The organism is Nostocoides jenkinsii Ben 74 (assembly GCF_001046875.1).
Lineage (GTDB): Bacteria > Actinomycetota > Actinomycetes > Actinomycetales > Dermatophilaceae > Nostocoides_A > Nostocoides_A jenkinsii.
The window spans coordinates 1020813-1041103 of sequence record NZ_HF571038.1; the positions used below are offsets into that span (position 1 = coordinate 1020813).

Below are 20291 nucleotides of genomic sequence, written 5' to 3' on the forward strand. Positions count from 1 at the left end.
GACCGCCCAGCTTTCCACCTCGCGGGAACCTCGCCGCGTTTCACCTGCCGTGCAACCCTCGTGTGGCACGTCGCCGACCACTAGGTTTCAAGGCGTGGATCCCGACATCCTGATCGTGATGGGCGTCGCCGGAACCGGCAAGACGACAGTGGCCAAAGGAATCTCAACCCTGATGGGATGGACCTTCGCTGAGGGCGATGCCTTCCACCCGCAGGCGAACGTCGACAAGATGCACGCCGGCACGCCGCTGACCGATGAAGACCGATGGCCGTGGCTGCGGCTGATCGGCGACTGGATCAGCGAGCAGGTCGACGCCGGCGAAAGCGCGGTCGTCACCTGCTCGGCGCTGCGCCGGGTCTATCGCGATGTCCTTCGCGAGGGGCGCCCCAATGTGCGCTTCCTCCACCTCCACGACGATCAAGAGCTCATCGCTCAGCGGATGGCCAATCGCAAGGACCACTTCATGCCGCCAAGCCTCCTCCCGAGCCAGTTCGCCACCTTGGAGATGTTGGAGCCCGACGAGCCAGGTGTCCTCGTGACGGTTCACGACGACGTCCCTGAAGTCATTCACCACGCCATCGACGCCCTCGGGCTCGTGCCCCCCCGACCCACAGCATGAAGGCGTTCTCATATGAGTATGGCGCTCGCCCCCTTCGCTATCCCCCTCGCCGACGCCGAGACCCTGACCGATGCCGGGCGGGGGCAGCTGCTGACCGCCGCGCTCATCGGTATCGCTGTTGTCGTCCTGCTGATCAGCTGGGCCAAGTTCCACCCCTTCCTCGCCCTCATCCTCGGCGCCGCCGCGATGGGGCTTTCCGCCGGCGTCTCCCCCAATGACGTCGTGACCTCCTTCACCGCGGGTTTCGGCAAGACCACCGGATCCGTCGGCCTTTTGGTGGCGTTGGGCGCGATGATCGGCACGTTGCTGATCGACTCCGGCGGCTCTGACTCCATTGTCAGCCGGATCATCGAGCGCGTCAGCGATAACAAGTTGCCGTGGGCAATGGCCCTGATCGCCGCGATTCTCGGTATCCCCCTGTTCTTCGAAGTCGGCGTGGTGCTGCTCGTGCCGGTCGTCATCATGGTCGCGCGCAAGCTCGACATTTCCGTGATGAAGGTCGGCATTCCGGCGCTGGCCGGTCTGTCCGTTCTGCACGGCTTCGTGCCTCCGCACCCGGGACCGCTACTGGCGATTGACACCGTCGGCGCGGATCTGGGGACGACCTTGCTGCTGGGGCTCTTGGTCGCCATCCCGACTTTGGTCGTGTCCGGACCGCTACTTGCTCGGTTCGTGGACCAGTGGGTTCCGGTGCATGCGCACGCCATTCCGGGCGGGGGGATCGAGGCTGCTGACAGCGGGTCGGCAGTCACGAAGGATGAGCCCTTGCGCCGCCCCGGGTTCGGTACGGCAATGCTGTGCATCACCTTGCCGGTCATCTTGATGCTGGCACGTGCCATCGCCGAACTCACCATCGATGAGGGCAATGGTGTTCGCTCGTTCCTGGAATTCCTCGGCAACCCACCCGTCGCGCTGCTTATCACCGTTCTGGTCGGTATGGCGCTCCTCGGCTACGGAACCGGTATGACCAAGTCGAAGGTCGAGAAAACCGTTGGCGCGGCCCTGCCGGGCATCGCCGGAATCCTGCTCATCGTGGCCGCCGGCGGCGGCTTCAAGCAGATGCTGGTCGACGCCGGCGTGGGGAATGTCGTCGGCGACATGGCCAAGGGATCGGGGCTGAGCCCGCTCATCCTCGGCTGGCTTGTCGCCGTGGGCATCCGGTTGGCCACGGGCTCAGCGACCGTCGCGACGATCACTGCGGCCGGCATCGTGTCACCGCTGGCCGCCGGATGGATAAGCCTGGCCTGGCGCTCCTGGTGTTGGCGATCGGCGCCGGCTCGCTCTTCTTCAGCCACGTCAACGATGCTGGGTTCTGGCTGGTCAAGGAGTACTTCGGACTGACGGTCGGTCAGACGATCAAGTCTTGGTCCGTGATGGAAACCGTCATCTCGGTGACGGGCCTGATCGTGGTGCTGCTCGTCAACCTGGTCATCTAGCGCTCGTTCGCTGTTGCCGGCGGTACGTAGGTCGTCACCCCCGCGATCGCCGTGTCCACCACCTGCCCCGCGATGTGCCGCAACTCATCGTGGGGCAGGTCTTTCAGGGGTCCGTGCAGTCGCGGCATACGCCTCAGCAGGCTAGGAATTCGCCTCTCTCAGAGGGCAATTCCGATGTACTTGGTTTCGAGGTACTCGTCGATGCCCTCGAAGCCGCCCTCGCGGCCATACCCGGAGTGCTTGACGCCGCCGAATGGCGCGGCCGGGTTGGAGACGATGCCCTGGTTGATGCCGACCATGCCGAACTCCAGCGCCTCGGCGACGCGGATGGCGCGCGCGAGGTCCTTGGTGAAGAGGTAGCCGACCAGGCCGTACTCGGTGGCATTGGCGCGGGCGATGGCATCGGACTCGTCGCGGAAGGTCGTGATGGGGGCGACGGGGCCGAAGATCTCCTCGCCGAACACGCGCGCGGTGGCGGGGACATCGGCGAGGACGGTCGGGGCGTAGAAGAAGCCCTTGCCTGGGACGGGCGCGCCGCCGGTGAGTGCGCGGGCGCCCTTCGCGACGGCGTCTTGGACGAGTTCGTCAACGCCGGCGCGGGCCTTTTCGGTGATGAGCGGACCGACCTCGACACCCTTGACAGTGCCCTTGCCGACGGTCAGTGCGCCCATCCGGGCGGCGAATTTCTCCGAGAACTCGGCCGCGACCGACTCGTGGACGAAGAAGCGGTTGGCCGAGGTGCACGCCTCACCGATATTGCGCATCTTGGCGAGCATCGCCCCGGCGACGGCGGCATCGATGTCGGCGTCCTCGAAGACGAGGAAGGGTGCATTGCCGCCGAGCTCCATCGAGAGGCGCAGCAGTTGCTCGGACGATTGCTCGACGAGCTTCTTGCCGACGCCGGTGGAGCCGGTGAAGGTGAGCTTGCGGGCGCGGCTGTCGCGAATCAGCGGCTCCATGACGGCGCCGGAGTGGCTGGTGGTCACGACATTGAGGACGCCCTTGGGCAGCCCGACCTCCTCCAGCAACTGCGCCAGGGCAAGCATCGACAGCGGGGTCTCGTGCGCGGGCTTGACGACCATGGTGCAGCCCGCGGCGATGGCGGGGCCGATCTTGCGCGTGCCCATCGCGAGCGGGAAGTTCCAGGGCGTGATCATCAGCGTCGGCCCGACCGGCTGCTTGGTCGTGATGAGGCGGGTCGCGCCATTGGGGGCCACGGCATACCGCCCATGAATGCGGACGGCCTCCTCGGCGAACCAGCGGAAGAACTCCGCGCCATATGCGACCTCGCCGCGGGCCTCGGCGAGCGGCTTGCCCATCTCCAGGGTCATCAAGAGCGCGAACTCCTCGGTGCGCTCGACGAGTTTCTCGTATGCCGCGCGCAGCAACTCGCTGCGATCGCGCGGCGCGACCTTGGCCCAATCCGCTTGTGCCGCAACGGCGGCGTCGAGGGCTGCCATACCGTCCGCGGGCGATCCGTCGGCGACGGACGTGAGAACGCGCCCGGTCGCGGGGTCGTACACATCGAGCGTCGCGCCCGCCTCCGCGCCCCGCCACTCACCCCCGATGAACAACTGCGTGGGGACAGATTCCAGGAGCGCCTTTTGCGACAGTGCGGGCATACGCCCGATCGTATCCGGGGTGCAAGCCCGTGGTTACCCACGGGATGCCCGCCAGGCCCCAACTCAGCACCTCAGTGGTCGTGCGAGTGGCCGAGGTGGCCTTCGGGGATGGCGGCGGCGCGGCCGGAGAGCAGGGGCAGGGCGGGGTCCCACTTGGTGCCATCGCGGGCGTCCTGGCGGCGGCGGGCGATCGCCGAAAGCGCTTCGAGGACAACGCGGTTCGCCAGAGCCGCGGTGATATCAGCATGGTCATAGGGCGGGCTGACTTCAACGACGTCCACACCGCATACGGGCAACTCCAGGCAGATCCGCCGCACCGCGTCGAGGAGTTGCCGGGCGGACAGCCCGCCCGGCTCCGGCGTGCCGGTACCCGGCGCGTGCCCGGGATCGCAGACGTCGATGTCGACCGAGAGGAAGACACCCTCGCACTCGTCGGTGGCGATAGCGAACGCCTCCGTCAAGCACTCGGTTAGCCCGCGGTGGACGATCTCGGTCATCTCGTATGACCGCATGTGCTGCTGCGCCATCCAGTCCAGCGTCTCCGGTGGCGGCCAATATCCGCGCAGGCCGATCTGGAGGAAGCGGTCGCCGCGTAACGCCCCGGACTCGATGAGGCGGCGCATCGGCTGGCCGTGTCCCCACAGTGAGCCGAACTCGATATTGCCGGTGTCGGCGTGCGCATCGAAGTGGATCATCGACACCCTTCCCTGGCCGAGGACATTCGCGCAGCCCTTGGCGTCCGGGAAGGCGATCGAGTGATCGCCGCCGAGCACAATCGGAATCGCCCCTGCCGCAACGACTTTCGTCACGGCAGCCTCAAGAGCAGGCAGCGACCTCTCGATGTCGCCGGAATACATTTCGACATCGCCCGCGTCGACGACCCGCAGATCCTGCAGGCCGTCGACGCGCAGCGCGAGCGAGGGGCGTGACCCGTCGTGCGGCAGGTAATCCGTCATCCGGATCGCCTGCGGTCCGAAGCGCGTCCCGGGCCGGTGCGAGGTGCCCCCATCGAAAGGGGCGCCGAGGATCACGACGTCGGCATCGGCATACGACTGCGGCTCATCGAGGTCGCACCGGTCGACGCCAAGGAAGGTGATGTCCGGACCGAACTGCGCGCCATAGCGAGACATGCCGTCACCTTAGAACCTCATGCGACCACTGCAGGTGCCGCCTCGACCTCCTGCAGACCCCACGGCGAGCCATACCCGTCGGGTTTGGGCGCAGCAAGCAACTCCAGGAAGGGCTCGGCCGGGAATGCCTCCGGGCCCAGGACGCCGACACCGGACCACACCCCCTGGGCCAGCAACTCCAGTGCCACGATGGGATTAATCGCCGTCTGCCAGACGATGCACTGGGCGCCATAGTCGCGCATCGTGACCTCGTTGTCGGCCACGTGATAGAGGTAGGTCGATCGCGGCTTTCCGTCCTTGCCCACACCCGTGACGTGCACGCCGGCGCAGGTTTTGCCGGTCAACTGTGGCCCGATCGTCGCGGGGTCGGGCAGGACGGCGGCGACGATATCGCGCGGTGCCACCTGCACGCCCTTGATCGTGATCGGTTCAGTCGAGTCCAGTCCGAGAGCCTTGAGCGCCTTGAGGATCGAGATCATCTCGGCGCCGAGGCCGTACTTGAAGGTGACCCGCTTCGCGTCCAGCCAGCGCGGCATGAGCAGGACTTCCTCATGCTCGACCTGGACGCACTCGACCGGCCCGATGCCTTCGGGGAAGTCGAAGATCTCCGGCTCGCTGAAGGGCGGCAACGTGAAGAAGCCGGCCTCCAACGAGCCACCCTTCTCCGAGCGTGCCTTCTCCCAGACCACCGGCGGGTTGAGGCACTCCTCGATGATCGTCCACATCGAGAAGCCCGGCGCGAAGGCCTCCGATCCGTCCGGACCGTAGTAGGCGAGGTTCGCGCCATCGCGGGTGCCGAGTTCGTCGATCTCGCCGAAGAGGTTGTCTTGGGCATAGCGCGCGAAGACGTCGGACAGTCCGGGCTCGACCCCGATGCCGACCAGGGCCAGCCGCTCACGGCCCTCCCAGTCGCTCGCCTGCGCGAACTGCTCATCGCCCAACTTCACGTGCGGTAGGGCGAACGGCTGCGCGGGGTGCCGCTGGGAGAGCGACATCGCCATGTCCAGGTAGTTCGCGCCCGCCGCTAGACAGCCGGCAAAGATCGTCATGACGAAGCGGGGGTCCACCGCATTGAGCACATGCGTGGCACCGGTCAGCCGGATCATCGCCGCCACATTGTCGGAGTCCGAGGCGTCGACGGCGACCGCGTGGAAGCGGTTCTCCCCCGGCCGACGCTCCTTGACCACGTCCACAGTGCGCCGGGCGCGCTCGATGTCGTAGTCCGCGACAACGAAGACGTCGAAGAAGTCCCGTTCCACCGCGATCTTGGCTGCTGCGTCGCCGACGCCGCCGGCGCCGATCATGAGAATCCGCATGGGATTCACTTCCTTAATGCCGGGCTCCGGTTCGCCCTTTCTCGTGAGTCGGTATGGCGCGCGGGGGCCGGCCCCCGCCGCCTACTTGGGTTTTCGGGCGTTGCCGATGACCTGAGCGAGGATAACCAGCGAGACGGCGATGACGAACATCGAGAAGCCGACCACATTGGCCTGGGCCGGGATCCCGCGAAGGTAGGACACGTAGACGAACTTGGGGAAGGTCGTCTCGGAGCCGGACACGAAGTTGGTGATGATGAAGTCGTCGAAGGAGAGCGAGAACGACAGCATCGCCGCGCCGACGATGCCCGGGAGCACGAGCGGGAAGGTGACCTTCCAGAACGTCGCGGTGGGTCCGGCATACAGATCCTGGGCAGCCTCCTCCAGTCGCGGGTCCATTGACTGGACCCGCGCCTTCACCGTGACGACGACGAAGCTGAGGCAGAAGACGATGTGCGCGATAACGATCGTCCAGAAGCCCAGTTGCAGGCCGACCCGGGAGAAGCCCTGGACGAAGATGGTCAGCAGCGACGCACCCATGACGATTTCCGGCGTGGCCATCGGCACGAAGGTCAGCACATTGCCTGCCCCGCGTCCGACGAACTTGTAGCGCACGAGCGCGAAGGCGACCAGCGTCCCGAGGATCGTCGCGACAAGCGTGGCAATGGCCCCGATCTCCAGGGACTTCACCAGCGAGTCACACACGCCTGGCGCGCCGCAGGGGTTCTTCCAGTGCTTCAGCGTCGGGCTGCCCTCGGGGTTCCAGGTGATATTCGACTTCTTGTAGTTGTTGAACGAGAAGGCGAAGGTGTAGGCCACGGGCACGAACAGATAAAGCAACACGAGCACCGCGGCGATCATCGCGAAGCGGTCGGCCAGCCAGGCCTGGATTCGTTTGCCGGTGGACGGTTTGTATGCCGATCCCCGGCTCTGCGTCACCGCGCTCATACCAACTCATCCGTTCCGAAGCGGCGGACATAGACGAAGACCATCGCCAGGATCAGCGCCATCAACGTGAAGGACAACGCGGCGGCCGTCGGATAGCCGCCAGGCACTTTGAAGAACTGACTCTCGATGACATTGCCGACCATCTTGGTGCTGCGGTCGGACCCCAGGAGTTCGGCGTTGACATAGTCGCCGGCCGCGGGGATGAAGGTGAGCAGCGTCCCGGCGAGCACGCCCGGCATACTCATCGGCAGGGTCACCGTCCGGAAGGTCGTGAAGCCGTTGGCGTACAGGTCCCCGCCGGCCTCGATCACCCTCGGGTCGACGCGTTCGAGGGACGCATAGATCGGCAGCACCATGAACGGCAGGAAGTTGTAGGTCAGACCGGCCACGACCGCCATCCACGTCTCGGTGATGTGCCCGCCCGGAAGCACGTGCAAGGTGTTCAGAACCTTGGCCACCGGGCCTTCGTCCGCCAGGATCTGGCGCCATGCGATCGTGCGGAGAATGAAGCTGGTGAAGAAGGGCGCGATGATGCAAATCATCATGAGCCCTCGCCACCGTCCGGCCTTGAAGGCCATCGCATAGGCCAGCGGATAGGACAACGCGAACGCGAAGAACGTCGCGATGCCGGCGAACAACAACGACCGCCCGAAGTGCGGCGCGAACTCCGTCAACGCCGCCCAATAGTTCTTGAAGTTCACATCCCGGTAGTAGTAGCCCGGATAGCCCGGGAACTGCGACTGCAGGGAAACGGTGAACAACTGCACCAACGGGATGACGAAGAAGATCAACAGCCAGAGCGCGCCCGGAAGCAGCAACAGATACGGGAGAAATTTCGCCCGGGTTGCCGTGTCCGGGCCGGCGGGCGCGGCGGGCGCCCCGGGCCCATGGACAACTGCGCTCATGGAGCGTCCTGAATCGGGGCCGCACCCACGTGCGGTTCGGTGATCGTCACGTCCGCGAGCACCGGGCCATCGGGCACCTCGGCTCCCTCGGCGGGGACGCCGAACGCGTGGCCGGGATCCCACGACAGCCACACCTGGTCACCCGGGTGCAGGTCGATCGGCTCGACGTCGAGGTTCTGCTCGTAGACGCTCCAGGTCGCGCCGCTCGCCACCGTGACCAGGTATTGCGTGGCGACCCCCGTGAAGGAGACGTCCCGCACGGTGGCCTGCATGTCGCTGCCGACACCGGTGGGACGGTCCCGGTGAATCCGGACCTTCTCCGGGCGCACGCCGAACATCACGGGGCCTTGCTGGACACGGCTGCGGCTCCGGGGAATCTTCACGCGCGACCCCCCGACATCGGCGACCAGGAAGTCGCCGTCGGTGCCCGAGATCGTGCCGACCCCGAGGTTTGACTGACCGACGAAATTGGCGACGAAGGCCGTCGACGGCAGGTCGTATAGCCGGGCGGGCGCCCCCATCTGCTCGATCCGCCCGTGGTTCATCACCGCGACGGTGTCAGCCATCGTCATGGCCTCCTCCTGATCGTGGGTGACGTGGATGAAGGTCAGGCCGACCTCGGTCTGGATGCGCTTGAGCTCCACCTGCATCTGGCGACGCAGCTTCAGGTCGAGTGCGCCGAGGGGTTCGTCGAGCAGGAGCACCTCGGGCCGGTTGACCAGCGCCCGAGCAACGGCCACCCGCTGCTGCTGGCCACCGGAGAGCTGCGTCGGTTTGCGCCCGGCGAGATGCGGCAGCTGCACCAACACCAGCGCCTCGTCGGCCAACGTCGCGGCATCCTTGTGGCCGCGGCGCTTGGGCCCGAAGGCGACGTTGTCGCGGATGGTCAGGTGCGGGAAGAGCGCATAGGACTGGAAAACCGTGTTGACCGGACGCTCGTAGGGACGCGACCCGGTGAGGTCGGTGTCGCCGATGAGAATCCGGCCGCTGGTGGGTTGTTCGAGACCGGCGACCATACGCAGTGTCGTGGTTTTGCCACAACCCGACGGACCGAGGAGCGCAAAGAACGAGCCGCGCGGAACGGTCAAGGACAGGTCGTCGACCGCCTTGAAGTCACCGAACGCCTTGGTGACCGACTCGAGCCGCAAGTCACCTTGAGCCTGACGAAAGCCGGACATCAGTTGCCCACCACCTTTGCCCACTCGGCGCTGTACTCGGCATCTTCGGCCGGCGTCAGCGCACGGAAACCCTTGATATTGCTGTTGGTGAGGTAGTCCTGGCTGGGGAAGATCAGCGGACTCTCGGCCAGATCGGGGTCGATCTTTTCCATCTCCTGCTGGGCACCGATCACCGGACAGACATAGTTGACGTATGCCGCGACCTCGGCCGCGACGGCCGGGTCGTAGTAGTAGTTCATCAACGCCTCCGCATTGCGTCGGTGCGTCGAGGTGATCGGAACCATGAGGTTGTCCGACCACAGCGTTCCGCCGGACTCCGGGATCGTGAACTCCCAGTTGTCGTTCTCGGTCTCCGCCCGCAGGATGAAGAGGTCGCCGCTCCAGACGATGCCGGCGATGGCGTTGCCGCTCTTGAGGTCGTTCATATAAGCGTTGCCCTTCACGCGACGGATGAAACCGCCCGTGAGGAGTTCATCCACCTTCGCAATGGCCTTGTCGAACTCCGGCTTACCCCAGTTGCCGGCAATGTCGACGCCTTGCCACGCCATAATCAAGCCAAGGGTGTCGCGCATCTCCGACAGGACCGTGATCCGGCCCTTGAGATCGGGCGAGAACAAGTCGTCGAGGGACTTCAACTCCCGGCCGACCTTGGCCTTGTCATAACCGATCCCGGCAAAACCCGACTGCCACGTCAGGCTGTAATTGCGGCCCGGGTCAAACGAGACGTCGCGCAGCGCCGGGAGCAGATTGCCCGCATTGGGCATCTGGATCAGTTCCAACGGCTGGATCAGTTGATCGCGAATCAGGCGATTGGCCATCCAGTCGGTCAGCGTGATGATGTCCTTCTCGATGTCCTGCCCAGCCTCAAGTTGCGGTCGGACCTTGCTGACGTACGAGTCGTTGTCGTCGATGTCCTCGGAGTAGGTCGCCTGGATGCCGGTCTTCTTGATGAAGGACTCAAGCGACGGGTACTTCTGGGTGGTGTCGTCGTAATCGAGGTAGGCGGTCCAGTTGGCCCAGCGAACGATCTTCTCCTGGGCAGAGACGTCGGTGGGCAACTTGAGTTTTGCCAGGCCACCGGACGGAGGCTTCGGGGGGGCACAGGCGGCCAGCGCCGCCGCGGAGGCACCCATAGCGCCGACAGACAGCAGGTTGCGACGGCTGAACTGCGCGGCTCGGGCACTTCGGATCAGCGCCCGAGCGGCAGGGTCCGTCGGGGGGATACGACGATTCACCGGGAGTGCGTCCTAGCTCTCGATGTTGGCCATGACGTGCTTGATGCGGGTGTAGTCCTCGAAGCCATACATCGACAAGTCCTTGCCGTAGCCCGAGCGCTTAAACCCGCCGTGAGGCATCTCGGCGACCAGCGGGATGTGGGTGTTGATCCACACGCAGCCGAAGTCGAGGGCCTTGCTCATCCGCATCGCCCGGCCGAAGTCCTTCGTCCACACCGAGGACGCCAGGCCGTAGTCGACCCCATTGGCCCACCCGAGCGCCTCTGCCTCGTCGCTGAAGCGCTGCACCGTGATGACCGGGCCGAAGATCTCGTTCTGGATCGCCTCGTCGTCCTGCCGCAGACCCGATAGGACGGTCGGCTCAAGGAAGAAGCCGTCACCGAGGGAGGTGAGGCGGTTGCCGCCGGCCGCGACGCTCGCGTGCGCCGGGAGACGGTCGATGAACCCACTCACGTGCGCCAATTGGCGGGAGTTGTTGACGGGACCGAGCAGCGCGTCGGGATCGTCCGGCATACCGACTTTGGCATTGTCCTTGGCGTATGCCGCGAGGGCGGCGACGAAGTCGTCGTGGATTCCGTCGGCGACCAAAACCCGCGTGGCTGCCGTGCAGTCTTGGCCCGCATTGAAGTAGCCGGCGACGGCGATGCCCTCGACGGCCGCTTCGATGTCGGCGTCTTCGAAGACGACGACCGGAGCCTTGCCGCCGAGTTCGAGGTGAACCCGCTTGACCTGGGCACTCGCGCTTTCGGCGACCTGGATGCCGGCCCGAACAGAGCCAGTAATCGCGACCAACGCCGGCGTGGGGTGCTCGACGAGCGCGCGCCCGGTCTCACGGTCGCCGGTGATGACGTTGAAGGTGCCCGCGGGGAGGAACTCGGCCGCGATCTCGGCCAGCAACAGGGTGGTCTCCGGGGTGGTGTCACTCGGCTTGAGGACGACGGTGTTGCCCGCGGCGAGCGCCGGCGCGATCTTCCAGACCGCCATCATCATCGGGTAGTTCCACGGGGTGACCTGCCCGACGACGCCGATCGGCTCGCGCCGAATCCAACTCGTCATGCCCTTCATGTATTCACCGGAGGCGCGACCTTCGAGGACCCGAGCGGCGCCGGCGAAGAAGCGGATCTGATCGAGCATCGGCGGGATCTCTTCGCTCTCGGTGAGCGCATAGGGCTTGCCGGTGTTCTCGGACTCGAGCTTGACGAACTCGTCGGCCCGCGCCTCGATCGCGTCCGCGATCTTCAGCAACGCCTGCTGGCGCTCGCTCGGAGTCGTCTGCCCCCACTCCGCGAAGGCGCTCGCGGCGCTGGCGTAGGCCGCGTCGACGTCGGCCTCCGACGACACCGGCGCGGTAGCCACCACCTGGCCGGTGGACGGATTCACCAGCTCAGTGCGGGAATCGCTTGTGGCATCGGCATAGCTGTTGCCGATGAAATTCTTCAGTTCACGGGGGTTGGTCACCAGGACTCCAAGGTGGCGAGAAGGTCGTCGACTCTGACGGTTGACGGAACTCTAACCAGCCGAGCCGCAAGGGACTAGTGCCGACGGGCGCGCGCGTCGCAGAATTTACGTAGTCGACACATGTAGCCGAAAGATCCACGGATTCCGTCGCCGTTGTCCTTGCGGTCCACCGAATCCTGCACAACGATGGGGGCATGCCCAGGAACGACCGTGGTCCGGTCGGCACCCCCCGCTTGGACGCGACATCCCGACTGATCATCGAGGCGCTGCAAGCCGACGGCCGCGCCTCGTATGCCGCGATCGCCAAGATCGTGGGCCTGTCCGAGGCCGCTGTGCGGCAGCGCGTTCAGCGGTTGCTGGACACGGGGGTGATGCAGATCGTCGCCGTCACTGACCCCCTGCAGGTCGGCTTCTCCCGACAGGCCATGATCGGGGTGCGCGTCGAGGGTGAGTTGGACGGGCCGGCCGAGGCGATCTCCGCCTTGCCCCAGGTCGCGTATGTCGTGACCACTGCGGGCAGTTTCGACATCCTCTGCGAAGTGGTGTGCGAGGACGACGACGAACTTCTGGACGTGGTTGGTCGGCGGATCCGAGCCCTTCCCGGCGTCGCCTCCACGGAGACCTTCGTCTATTTGAAGCTCAACAAGCAGCACTACAACTGGGGCACGCGGTGACACTCGCCCCGGGGTCGCGACATCGCCGCTGACGTGCCCACCAACTGCCTGTGGACGCAGTCGTATGCCGCGCGCTCCCCCCGCGCCGATGCCTCCACTACCGACGTGCCCACCAAGGCGCCCGTCGGGGCGACCGCCGATGTTCCCGCCGAGGTGGACGTCGCCATCGTGGGTGGCGGGTTCACGGGGCTGTGGACGGCGTACTACCTATTGCGGTCGAACCCGCGGCTGGGGGTCCTCGTGGTGGAGGCCGAACATGTGGGCTTCGGTGCGAGCGGCCGGAACGGCGGGTGGGTGTCCGCGCTCTTCCCGGTCGGCGCGTCGCGGCTAGCGGGCCAGCACGGGATCGAGGCGACGCGCGATTTCCTGGCGGCGCTGCGGCATACGGTCGACGAGGTGGGCGCGGTGGTATCGGCGGAGGCACTGCCGGGAGTCGGCTTTGTGAAGGGGGGCGCGCTATTTCTGGCGCGGAATCCGGCGCAGGTCGAGCGCGCCCGCGGCGACGTGGCGGCCGGAGAGCAGTGGGGCGACGGGACGGTGTGGTTGCCGCCGGGCGCTGCGCGGGAGCGGCTGGCGGCGACGAATGTCCTTGGCGCGGCGTGGAATCCGCATTGCGCGCGGGTGCAGCCGAGGGCACTGGTGGACGGGCTGGCGACGGCCGTTCAACGGTTGGGTGGTCGCATTGTCGAAGGCGTGCGCGTCGCGGGCGCCTCGCCGGGGCAGGTGCGGCTGGTTGACGGGCGGACGGTGCGTGCCGGGCACATCGTGCGGGCAACCGAGGCCTACACCGCGCAGTTGACCGGCCTGCGGCGGCGGCTGGCGCCCGTCTATTCGCTGATCGTCGCGACCGAGCCACTGCCCGCCGCGACGTGGGATGCCATCGGGCTGGCTCGGCGGGAGGTCTTCAGCGACTACCGGAATGTCATCGTCTACGGCCAGCGCACCGAGGATGACCGGCTGGTTTTCGGCGGTCGGGGGGCGCCCTACCACTTCGGATCGGGCGTGCGCCCGGAGTTCGATGGTGACGAGGGAGTATTTGCGTCGCTGCGAAAAGCCTTGCGGGAGATGCTTCCTCAGCTCGGTGATACTCAGTTCACGCACGCATGGGGCGGGCCACTCGGCATACCGCGGGATTGGCATCCGTCGGTGGGCTATGACCCGGCCACGCGCGTCGGGTGGGCCGGTGGGTATGTCGGTGACGGCGTCGCGGCGACCAATCTGGCCGGGCGCACGCTGGCCGACTTGGTGAGCGGGCGGCATACGGCCCTGACGCGGTTGCCGTGGGTGGGGCACCGTTCACCGCAGTGGGAGCCGGAGCCCTTCCGCTGGCTCGGAGTCAATGGCGGGCTCCGGTTGGCCGCCCTCGCGGACCGCGAGGAGGCGCTGACCGGCCGCCCGGCGCGGCTGGGTGGGGCGCTGGAGGCGCTGACCGGGCACTGAGGCAGACAGGCGGAATACCAATGCCGCCGGTGGATCGTTCAGATCCGGCCACCAGAGTTCGATTGGTATTCCAAATGTCCGCGGTCAGCCCGCGGACTCGTGCTGCAACCGAACCCCGGCGAGCAGCAGGTCGAGGCCCGCGAGGAATTGCTCGGTGTCCTGGTGGTGCTCGAACTCGTCGGCGACCTCGTGGATGAACGGATACTCGGCCGGGTCGAACGCGCGCCACGCGGCGACATACTCCGCCATCATCGCGGCACGCTCATCGTCGGGGACACCCGTGGGGCCCTGGCTCATCTCGGAGCCGACGCCGACGACATAGCTGACGATCGCGGAGACAGCGTGGAATCGCTGGCGGCTGGTCAGGTCGAGCCGCTGCACCTGCTGGCCGAAGTGCTCATAAACGCGCATTGAATTCGGTTGCATGTCAACGCTTCTCATGAGGTATGCCGCGAGCCACCGCCGCGCGGTCATCGCCTCGAAGAGGGCCAGGCCGAGGGCGCGGAGGTTGGCGATCGGGTTCGGGCCGGTGGCGATGCGGTCGGCCTGGACGACCAACTCGCCCATGACGAGATCCGTTGCGCGGTCGAGCAGTTCGTCCTTGCCGGAGACGTACCAGTAGACGCTGCCCACTCCCCCACCCAAGCGCGCAGCCAGGGATCGGAAGGTCAGCGCCTCCTCCCCGGACTCATCGAGGATCGCCACCGCGGCCTCCAGGATGGCCGGGAGGGAGTGAGTCGAGCGGGCGCGGCGAGCGGGCGGCATACGTCCATCGAACCACGGAAGTTGCCGTTTCTCGAACGTCGTTCTATCCTCGAACAACATTCGAGAGTAGAACGTCGTTCGAGAAGGAGCTAGCAATGACCACCATCACCACGCCGCCGACCGAGACTGCGGAGGTCTCCCTCCCCTCGGCCCGGATCTACCCGTCGCTGAGGGCGGCTTGGGTGCCACTGCTGGCGCTGGCACTCGCCTTCTTCGTCGAGATGGTCGACAACACCATCCTGACCATTGCCCTGCCGACGATCGGCCGCTCCTTCGATGCGAGCACGACCGCCTTGCAATGGGTGACCGGCGCTATGCCCTGACCTTCGGCGGGCTCTTGCTGACCGCGGGCGCGCTCGCGGACCGCTTCGGCCGGCGCCGGATCCTGTCGTACGGGCTGGCGGCCTTCGGGGCGATCAGCGCCCTGGTGCCGCTTGTGTCGAGCATCGGGGACCTCGTTGCGCTCCGGGCGGCCCTGGGGGTCGCGGCGGCCGCTGTGGCGCCGGTGACGATGTCCTTGGTCTTCCGGCTCTTCGATGACGAGGCGCTGCGCATGCGGGCGATCACGCTGATGGTTGTCGTCGGGATGAGCGGTTTTGCGCTTGGCCCTCGGCCTGTTCAGCTATGCCTTGACCAGCGGCGTGGAGCAGGGCTGGACGGCGCCGTCGACGCTCGTGTGCGTCGTGGGGGCGGTGGTCGCGGTGATCGCCTTCATCGGGCGCGAGGCGTCCGCCGAGCATCCGATGTTGGACCTGACCCTGTTGCGGGGCAGGACGATTCGCGGTGCGGCCCTCGCGCAGCTCAGCGGCAGCGTGGCCATGGTCGGCGCGATGTTCGGGCTGGTGCTGCACTTCCAGTACGCCTTCGGCTGGTCGCCCGTGCGCGCGGGCCTCGCCAACCTCCCCTTCATCGTGACGATGCTTGTCGCGACGCCGAGTGGGCCGCCGCGCGCTTCGGTCACCGGGTCGCGACGATGGCGGGTGCGGTCGCGCTGACCGCGTCGCTAGTCGGGCTGGCCGTCGCGGCGACGGACGGCTACCTCGCGATCGCCGCCGCCATGGTCGGTATGACGCTCGGCCTGCGCGTGATCATGACGATCTGCGCGATCGCACTCGTCAACGCCATGCCCGCCAACCGAACCTCCATTGGGGCCGCGCTGAACGACACCGCCCAGGAGATCGGCACCTGCCTCGGCATCGCGGTCATTGGCACCGTGCTCGCCGCCGCCATGGGCGCGGCCCTGCCGGCCGGCGTCTGGAGCACCGCGCTGGCGAGCCAGTTCTTCCAGGGTGAGCGCGCGGCATACCTCGTCCTCGCGGTGTTGGCCGGGGTGATTTCCCTGTATGGCGCATCCACCCTCACCGACTCCCGCGATACCAAGGAGTCCGCCAGAGCCTGACGTGGAGCGCGGTCGACTGCATGCAGGGTTCATGCAGTGGCGTAGGGTGGCACTCATGCGAACCGAGATCGTGCAGGTCCGAGACGTGCCCAGCGCAGAACTCGATGTCCTGCGCGATCGCGCGGCGGCGCGGAGCATCTCGCTATCGAGTTACCTGCGCGAACTCATCCACCACGATGCTTCCCGACCCGAGATAGGGGCCATCCTCGACCGCATCGCCACACGGGCAAGCGTCGGCGCCGACGGGACCGACATACGGGAACTCATTGCGGAGGGCCGGACCTAGTTGTGGTGGTCGTCGACGCCTCGATCGTCGTTCGACTCCTGCAGAACCGGCGCGGTGACGGGCCGCTGCGTGATCGACTCCGGCGTGAGCGCTTCGTGCACGCGCCGACGCTGATCGACGCGGAGGTCGCGTCCGCAATTCGGGGCCTGCTCATCACCTCGAAGCTGACCATCCGGATCACGCTTGAGCGGGCCGAGCAGATGCTCGCCGACTATGCAGACCTGCCGATCGTCCGGCATCCCATGCAACCTCTGCAAGCCCACGTCGTGGCCCTGCGCAACAATCTCACCGGGTATGACGCGTTCTACGTCGCGCTGGCCGCGACACTCAGCCTCCCGCTCCTGACAGACGATGCGAAGTTCGCGCGCGCGCCGGGCCTCCCTGCCGCCATCGAGACCTGGCCCGCATGAGTCGCTTTGTCGTGGCCCAAGGTGAGGGACACTGATGACCGTGACGACGCTGCCCTGGGGGCGGTCGCTGACCGCCGAGGATCTCGCGGCGATGCCCGATGACGGGCACCGCTACGAGCTCATCGACGGGGCGCTGATTGTGACCCCGTCACCGGGTCGTGAGCACCAACTGTGCGCAGGCAAGTTCTACATCGATCTCACTGCCGCGTGTCCAGGCCACCTGTGCGTTGCCTTCGCTCCCTTGGATGTGGCCTATACGCGGGACACGGTGCTGCAGCCGGACATTCTCGTCGTCGAGCGCGCGGGGTTCTTCGACAAGGACCGTCCTCTCCGACCATTGCTGGCGGTTGAGGTGTTGTCTCCCAGCACCCGGCTGATCGATCTCAACACCAAGAAGGCACGCTTCGAGGAGGCCGGCTGCGCGAGCTACTGGGTCATCGACCCGATTGCGCTGCGGCTCATCGCGTGGGACCTCGTAGATGGCGCCTATCAGCTGGTGGCAGATGTCGCGGCCGGGGACGAATGGACCGCCACCCTGCCGTTCCCGGTGACTCTGGCGCCCGGCTCACTGCTCGACTGATCCGACCTGCTCGACTGACCGCCCCTCGCAGGCCCGGGCCGTCGGAGGCGGCTATCTTGCCAGGTCGGCGCGGACCGCGTCCGCGAAATCGGGATAGGCCGCGACGACTCCCTCGAAGGCCAGGTTGGCCGGGAGTTCGTCCGCGCGCTGGCGGGAAGTGAGGAAGGCGATGGTCGCCCGGACCAACTCAAGATCGTCGGCTCCGTCGAAGCCGGCGTCGGCGATCGCCTCGGGCGTCAATTCGACGACGACCTCGATCGGGTCGCCGTCTTGGCGCAGGCTCACAAGGTAGCGGTGAAACTCCATCGCCTCGATGGTCATCGATTCGTTTTCCACATCAGGGCAACGACGGGCCAAGCGCCACCTATTCCGAGCGGTCGGCTACACAGCGCCTCACTACGATGCCTGGCATGCCGGATGTTGCTGCGCTGCGGGCGTACTGGAGCCATCGTCAGGGGTTGGACGGCTCCCTCGCCAGCGCCACCAGCGCAGACGTCCTGGACCGGGTCGGGTGGGCGCGCTCGGTCGGCGGGACCACGCCATACCTCACCCTCTTCAGCCGGGCGGGCATCCGCCGTGAACAGGCGGATGCGGATGTCGCGGCGCTGCGCATTCACGAACTTCCGTCGGCGCGCGATTGCACCTATGTGCTGCCCGCCACCGACTTCGCGCTGGCCCCGGTCGTCGGCGGCGGGGTGAGCAGCACCAGCGAACTCCGGGTCGCGGAGAAGCAGGGCGTCACCCGAGCCGAGATCGACGCCCTCGCCGACGAGGTCGTCGGCGTACTAAGCGATGGTGATGCGGACCCGGCCGGACTGCGAAAGTCGTTGGGAGACAAAGTTCGCAGCCTTGGCGACGAGGGCAAGAAGAAGGGCGTGACGACGACCCTGCCGCTCGCTCTCGGCGTCCTGCAGGCGCAGTCGCGCATCCGGCGGGTTCCCATCGACGGGCGGCTCGATCAGCAGCGCTTCCGATACACCGTATGGCGTTCTTCTCCAACCTTTTACGGCACACCGCAGGAGGCACGCGCCGAGTTGGCGCGGAAGTACTGGGGATGGATCGGGCTCGCCTCCCTGGCCCATTTCCAGTGGTTCTCTGGATTCACCAAGACCAATGCCACCAAGGCGGTCGCGGACCTCGGCCTCGAACCCCTCACGGACACAACGCTTCTCGCCACTCCGGCCACCCTGGCCGAGTTCGCCGACTTCGCGGCCCCACCAGAGCCGCAGGTCTCCCTGATCGGCTGGCTGGACTCGCTTGTGCTCCTGCGCCGGGACCTGGACTCGCTCACAGTCGAGCGCGATCGCGCGCACCCACTCCTCGAACCGGCCCGCGGCAGCTCTGCCGGCGGCTCCCTCACCGACCTGCCGAACCAGGGCATCGTCGACCGTGGACGCCTCATCGGACTCTGGGACTACGACCCTGCGACCGAGGAGGTCGTCTGGGCACCCATCACGAAACTCACTGCGGCACAACGCAAGGCGACGCTGGTCGCGGTCGGCGAGACCGCGGCATACATCCGTGACGACCTCGGGGACAACCGAGGGATGTCGCTCGACTCCCCCGCCGGTCGCGCCCCGCGCCTGGCCGCACTGCGCCAGCACGCGATGCCATGACCCGCGGTCATTACCCGCCGCCCGGCGTGGAAATCGAGTCAATCGAGGAACTCGACGCGGCACTCGCTGACGGTCTTGCCCCCGCACGTCTGCGCCTGCAGGACCTCGACCTCACCGACTACCACGGCTTAGACCGCCGCACCGATCTCGACGAACTAGTCGTGCTCGGCGGCACCCTCTCCCCCGCGCTCGACGCGCACCTGCGCGCCCACGGCGCCATCATCTTCCCCAACGACCCCGACGCGGCGCCTATCCGTCCCTATCGAGCGCGGCTCTACACCGCGGACGAGTTGTATGCCGATCTCGCCGCCGGTTATCCCGCCACCCCCGACGCCCTTGCCTACGGCTGGTACCGCAACGGACTGCGTCATCCCGACGTCTTTTCCGCTCTGCTGCAAGCGATTCACGACGACTCCATCTCTGATGCCCTCGCCGAGTTCGTGCGCGACCGGCAGGTCATCGGCGTCATGGGCGGCCACGCCGTCGGGCGGGGAACCGAGGCGTATGCCGATGCCGCCCGCCTCGGTTTCGACCTCGCCGAGCGCGGCTTCCTCGTGACCACCGGCGGCGGACCGGGCGCGATGGAGGCCGCCAACCTCGGCGCCCTCGCCCGAAGCGCCGACGATCTCACCCGGGCCCTCACCGTCGTCGCCGACGTCCCGTCCTTCGCCGACGACATCGGCGCTTGGGCCGCCTGCGGCCTACGCGCCCGCGACCTCCTGGCGACCCCCGACGCCACCCCGACCGACCCCCGCAGCCTCGGGATCCCGACCTGGTTCTATGGCCACGAACCGCCGAACGTCTTCGCCCAAGGCATCGCGAAATACTTCTCCAACGCCATCCGCGAAGACTGGCTGCTCGCCCATTCCCAGGCCGGCATCGTCGTCCTCCCCGGCGCCGCGGGGACCGTCCAAGAAGTTTTCCAGTTCGCCACCCGCGCCTACTACGCCGACACCACCCCGCCCCCACTCGTCCTCGTCGGCGAGCAGCACTGGCGCGAGAAACTCCCTGTCTGGCAACTCATCTCGGCCCTCGCCGGCGACCGCCTCATGGCCTCCCGCATCGCCCTCGTCGACTCCGTCGACGACGCCGCCGAACTCCTCCGTACCCGTTAGGCGGTCCTCTCACCCCGTCCCCGGACTCGTCCTTCGACGAGCGCAGACGAGCCGGCTAGGTCGCCTGAGCCGCGCGAACCCGGAGTAGGCGCCGGGAGGGGCGGTCGAGGAGCAGAGTCGAGCGACGAAGGAGCGAGCGGCGCGACGAATCTCCCGCCCCGA

Annotated in this window: 22 protein-coding genes and 2 pseudogenes; 13 read left to right on the top strand and 11 right to left on the bottom strand. The window is 67.0% G+C overall.

Annotated features, from left to right (window positions below; genetic code table 11):
• The first annotated feature begins 118 nt into the window (after positions 1–118).
• Together BN13_RS04790 and BN13_RS04795 are read left to right on the top strand one after the other, a co-directional pair.
• A complete protein-coding gene (locus tag BN13_RS04790; RefSeq protein ID WP_048548889.1) occupies positions 119–619 on the top strand; it encodes a gluconokinase in 501 nt (166 codons plus the stop codon).
• Positions 620–637: 18 nt separating this feature from the next.
• Positions 638–2055, top strand: a pseudogene (locus BN13_RS04795) (GntT/GntP/DsdX family permease).
• Here BN13_RS04795 and BN13_RS20570 read toward each other — a convergent pair.
• The 9 genes from BN13_RS20570 to BN13_RS04835 form a co-directional block, all read right to left on the bottom strand.
• Positions 2052–2183: a hypothetical protein gene (locus tag BN13_RS20570; protein ID WP_268806953.1), complete on the bottom strand. Its 132-nt coding sequence runs from the start codon at positions 2181–2183 to the stop codon at positions 2052–2054. The pseudogene BN13_RS04795 and the gene BN13_RS20570 overlap by 4 nt on opposite strands.
• Positions 2184–2213: 30 nt before the next feature.
• A complete protein-coding gene (locus BN13_RS04800) occupies positions 2214–3677 on the bottom strand; it encodes an NAD-dependent succinate-semialdehyde dehydrogenase (RefSeq protein ID WP_048544871.1) in 1464 nt (487 codons plus the stop codon).
• A gap of 71 nt (positions 3678–3748) precedes the next feature.
• Positions 3749–4807: an agmatinase gene (gene speB / locus BN13_RS04805; protein WP_048544873.1), complete on the bottom strand. Its 1059-nt coding sequence runs from the start codon at positions 4805–4807 to the stop codon at positions 3749–3751.
• Positions 4808–4824: 17 nt separating this feature from the next.
• On the bottom strand, positions 4825–6123 hold the full coding sequence (locus BN13_RS04810) for a saccharopine dehydrogenase family protein (protein ID WP_048544875.1): 1299 nt from the start codon (positions 6121–6123) through the stop codon (positions 4825–4827).
• Between the two features lie 81 nt (positions 6124–6204).
• On the bottom strand, positions 6205–6981 hold the full coding sequence (locus BN13_RS04815; protein WP_048548890.1) for an ABC transporter permease: 777 nt from the start codon (positions 6979–6981) through the stop codon (positions 6205–6207).
• 83 nt (positions 6982–7064) lie between these two features.
• Positions 7065–7973, bottom strand: a complete 909-nt coding sequence (locus BN13_RS04820; protein WP_048544877.1) for an ABC transporter permease — start codon at positions 7971–7973, stop codon at positions 7065–7067.
• Entirely contained in the window at positions 7970–9151 is a 1182-nt protein-coding gene (locus BN13_RS04825; protein WP_048544880.1) for an ABC transporter ATP-binding protein, read from the bottom strand. Before BN13_RS04825 ends, BN13_RS04820 begins: the two co-directional genes overlap by 4 nt.
• On the bottom strand, positions 9151–10386 hold the full coding sequence (locus tag BN13_RS04830; RefSeq protein WP_048544882.1) for an ABC transporter substrate-binding protein: 1236 nt from the start codon (positions 10384–10386) through the stop codon (positions 9151–9153). The genes BN13_RS04825 and BN13_RS04830 overlap by 1 nt, the downstream gene beginning before the upstream one ends.
• A 12-nt stretch (positions 10387–10398) precedes the next feature.
• Positions 10399–11844 (bottom strand): gamma-aminobutyraldehyde dehydrogenase, encoded by a 1446-nt coding sequence (locus tag BN13_RS04835; RefSeq protein ID WP_201329046.1) that lies wholly within the window; start codon positions 11842–11844, stop codon positions 10399–10401.
• A gap of 194 nt (positions 11845–12038) precedes the next feature.
• On the opposite strand from BN13_RS04835, the gene BN13_RS04840 reads away from it, so the two are divergent.
• Together BN13_RS04840 and BN13_RS04845 are read left to right on the top strand one after the other, a co-directional pair.
• Positions 12039–12518 (top strand): Lrp/AsnC family transcriptional regulator, encoded by a 480-nt coding sequence (locus BN13_RS04840; protein ID WP_048544885.1) that lies wholly within the window; start codon positions 12039–12041, stop codon positions 12516–12518.
• 33 nt (positions 12519–12551) lie between these two features.
• Complete coding sequence (locus tag BN13_RS04845) at positions 12552–13958, top strand: NAD(P)/FAD-dependent oxidoreductase (protein WP_235433940.1); 1407 nt, start codon at positions 12552–12554, stop codon at positions 13956–13958.
• 84 nt (positions 13959–14042) lie between these two features.
• Here BN13_RS04845 and BN13_RS04850 read toward each other — a convergent pair whose 3' ends face one another.
• Entirely contained in the window at positions 14043–14723 is a 681-nt protein-coding gene (locus BN13_RS04850) for a TetR/AcrR family transcriptional regulator (protein ID WP_048548892.1), read from the bottom strand.
• A 95-nt stretch (positions 14724–14818) separates the two neighbouring features.
• On the opposite strand from BN13_RS04850, the gene BN13_RS20730 reads away from it, so the two are divergent.
• The 7 genes and pseudogenes from BN13_RS20730 (at position 14819) to BN13_RS04870 (ending at position 17398) form a co-directional block, all read left to right on the top strand.
• Positions 14819–15046: a hypothetical protein gene (locus BN13_RS20730; protein ID WP_321162893.1), complete on the top strand. Its 228-nt coding sequence runs from the start codon at positions 14819–14821 to the stop codon at positions 15044–15046.
• A pseudogene (locus tag BN13_RS20735) lies at positions 15022–15273 on the top strand (MFS transporter); the annotation flags it as partial. The gene BN13_RS20730 and the pseudogene BN13_RS20735, both read left to right, overlap by 25 nt.
• A 46-nt stretch (positions 15274–15319) precedes the next feature.
• Positions 15320–15718 carry an efflux MFS transporter permease gene (locus tag BN13_RS20740; protein ID WP_321162925.1) on the top strand — a complete coding sequence of 133 codons (399 nt, stop codon included), beginning with the start codon at positions 15320–15322 and terminating at the stop codon, positions 15716–15718.
• Entirely contained in the window at positions 15697–16122 is a 426-nt protein-coding gene (locus tag BN13_RS20745) for an MFS transporter (RefSeq protein ID WP_321162926.1), read from the top strand. The genes BN13_RS20740 and BN13_RS20745 overlap by 22 nt, the downstream gene beginning before the upstream one ends.
• Before the next feature lie 55 nt (positions 16123–16177).
• Positions 16178–16408, top strand: coding sequence for a hypothetical protein (locus BN13_RS04860; RefSeq protein WP_157038443.1), 231 nt, complete (start codon positions 16178–16180; stop codon positions 16406–16408).
• A 2-nt stretch (positions 16409–16410) separates the two neighbouring features.
• Positions 16411–16818, top strand: coding sequence for a type II toxin-antitoxin system VapC family toxin (locus BN13_RS04865; RefSeq protein WP_048544893.1), 408 nt, complete (start codon positions 16411–16413; stop codon positions 16816–16818).
• 34 nt (positions 16819–16852) lie between these two features.
• Positions 16853–17398, top strand: a complete 546-nt coding sequence (locus BN13_RS04870; protein ID WP_048544895.1) for a Uma2 family endonuclease — start codon at positions 16853–16855, stop codon at positions 17396–17398.
• Positions 17399–17449: 51 nt separating this feature from the next.
• Here the strand turns inward: BN13_RS04870 and BN13_RS04875 are convergent, their stop codons facing one another.
• The gene (locus BN13_RS04875) at positions 17450–17719 is read right to left on the bottom strand and encodes a hypothetical protein (protein ID WP_048544896.1); all 270 of its coding nucleotides are present in this window, start codon (positions 17717–17719) and stop codon (positions 17450–17452) included.
• A gap of 89 nt (positions 17720–17808) precedes the next feature.
• Here BN13_RS04875 and BN13_RS04880 point away from each other — a divergent pair, with 89 nt between their 5' ends.
• Positions 17809–19014 carry a DNA glycosylase AlkZ-like family protein gene (locus tag BN13_RS04880; RefSeq protein ID WP_048544898.1) on the top strand — a complete coding sequence of 402 codons (1206 nt, stop codon included), beginning with the start codon at positions 17809–17811 and terminating at the stop codon, positions 19012–19014.
• Between the two features lie 26 nt (positions 19015–19040).
• On the top strand, positions 19041–20129 hold the full coding sequence (locus tag BN13_RS04885) for an LOG family protein (RefSeq protein ID WP_201329049.1): 1089 nt from the start codon (positions 19041–19043) through the stop codon (positions 20127–20129).
• The last annotated feature ends 162 nt before the right edge of the window (positions 20130–20291 follow it).

Coding starts and splice junctions, on each gene's coding strand:
- BN13_RS04875 (WP_048544896.1), bottom strand. CDS start 17,719: ATGACCATCGAGGCGATGGAGTTTCACCGCTACCTTGTGAGCCTGCGC.
- BN13_RS04820 (WP_048544877.1), bottom strand. CDS start 7,973: ATGAGCGCAGTTGTCCATGGGCCCGGGGCGCCCGCCGCGCCCGCCGGC.
- BN13_RS04880 (WP_048544898.1), top strand. CDS start 17,809: ATGCCGGATGTTGCTGCGCTGCGGGCGTACTGGAGCCATCGTCAGGGG.
- BN13_RS04870 (WP_048544895.1), top strand. CDS start 16,853: ATGACCGTGACGACGCTGCCCTGGGGGCGGTCGCTGACCGCCGAGGAT.
- BN13_RS04840 (WP_048544885.1), top strand. CDS start 12,039: ATGCCCAGGAACGACCGTGGTCCGGTCGGCACCCCCCGCTTGGACGCG.
- BN13_RS04790 (WP_048548889.1), top strand. CDS start 119: ATGGGCGTCGCCGGAACCGGCAAGACGACAGTGGCCAAAGGAATCTCA.
- BN13_RS04810 (WP_048544875.1), bottom strand. CDS start 6,123: ATGCGGATTCTCATGATCGGCGCCGGCGGCGTCGGCGACGCAGCAGCC.
- BN13_RS04860 (WP_157038443.1), top strand. CDS start 16,178: ATGCGAACCGAGATCGTGCAGGTCCGAGACGTGCCCAGCGCAGAACTC.
- BN13_RS04815 (WP_048548890.1), bottom strand. CDS start 6,981: ATGATCGCCGCGGTGCTCGTGTTGCTTTATCTGTTCGTGCCCGTGGCC.
- BN13_RS04825 (WP_048544880.1), bottom strand. CDS start 9,151: ATGTCCGGCTTTCGTCAGGCTCAAGGTGACTTGCGGCTCGAGTCGGTC.
- speB (WP_048544873.1), bottom strand. CDS start 4,807: ATGTCTCGCTATGGCGCGCAGTTCGGTCCGGACATCACCTTCCTTGGC.
- BN13_RS20745 (WP_321162926.1), top strand. CDS start 15,697: ATGGCGGGTGCGGTCGCGCTGACCGCGTCGCTAGTCGGGCTGGCCGTC.
- BN13_RS04850 (WP_048548892.1), bottom strand. CDS start 14,723: ATGCCGCCCGCTCGCCGCGCCCGCTCGACTCACTCCCTCCCGGCCATC.
- BN13_RS04800 (WP_048544871.1), bottom strand. CDS start 3,677: ATGCCCGCACTGTCGCAAAAGGCGCTCCTGGAATCTGTCCCCACGCAG.
- BN13_RS20730 (WP_321162893.1), top strand. CDS start 14,819: ATGACCACCATCACCACGCCGCCGACCGAGACTGCGGAGGTCTCCCTC.
- BN13_RS20570 (WP_268806953.1), bottom strand. CDS start 2,183: ATGCCGCGACTGCACGGACCCCTGAAAGACCTGCCCCACGATGAGTTG.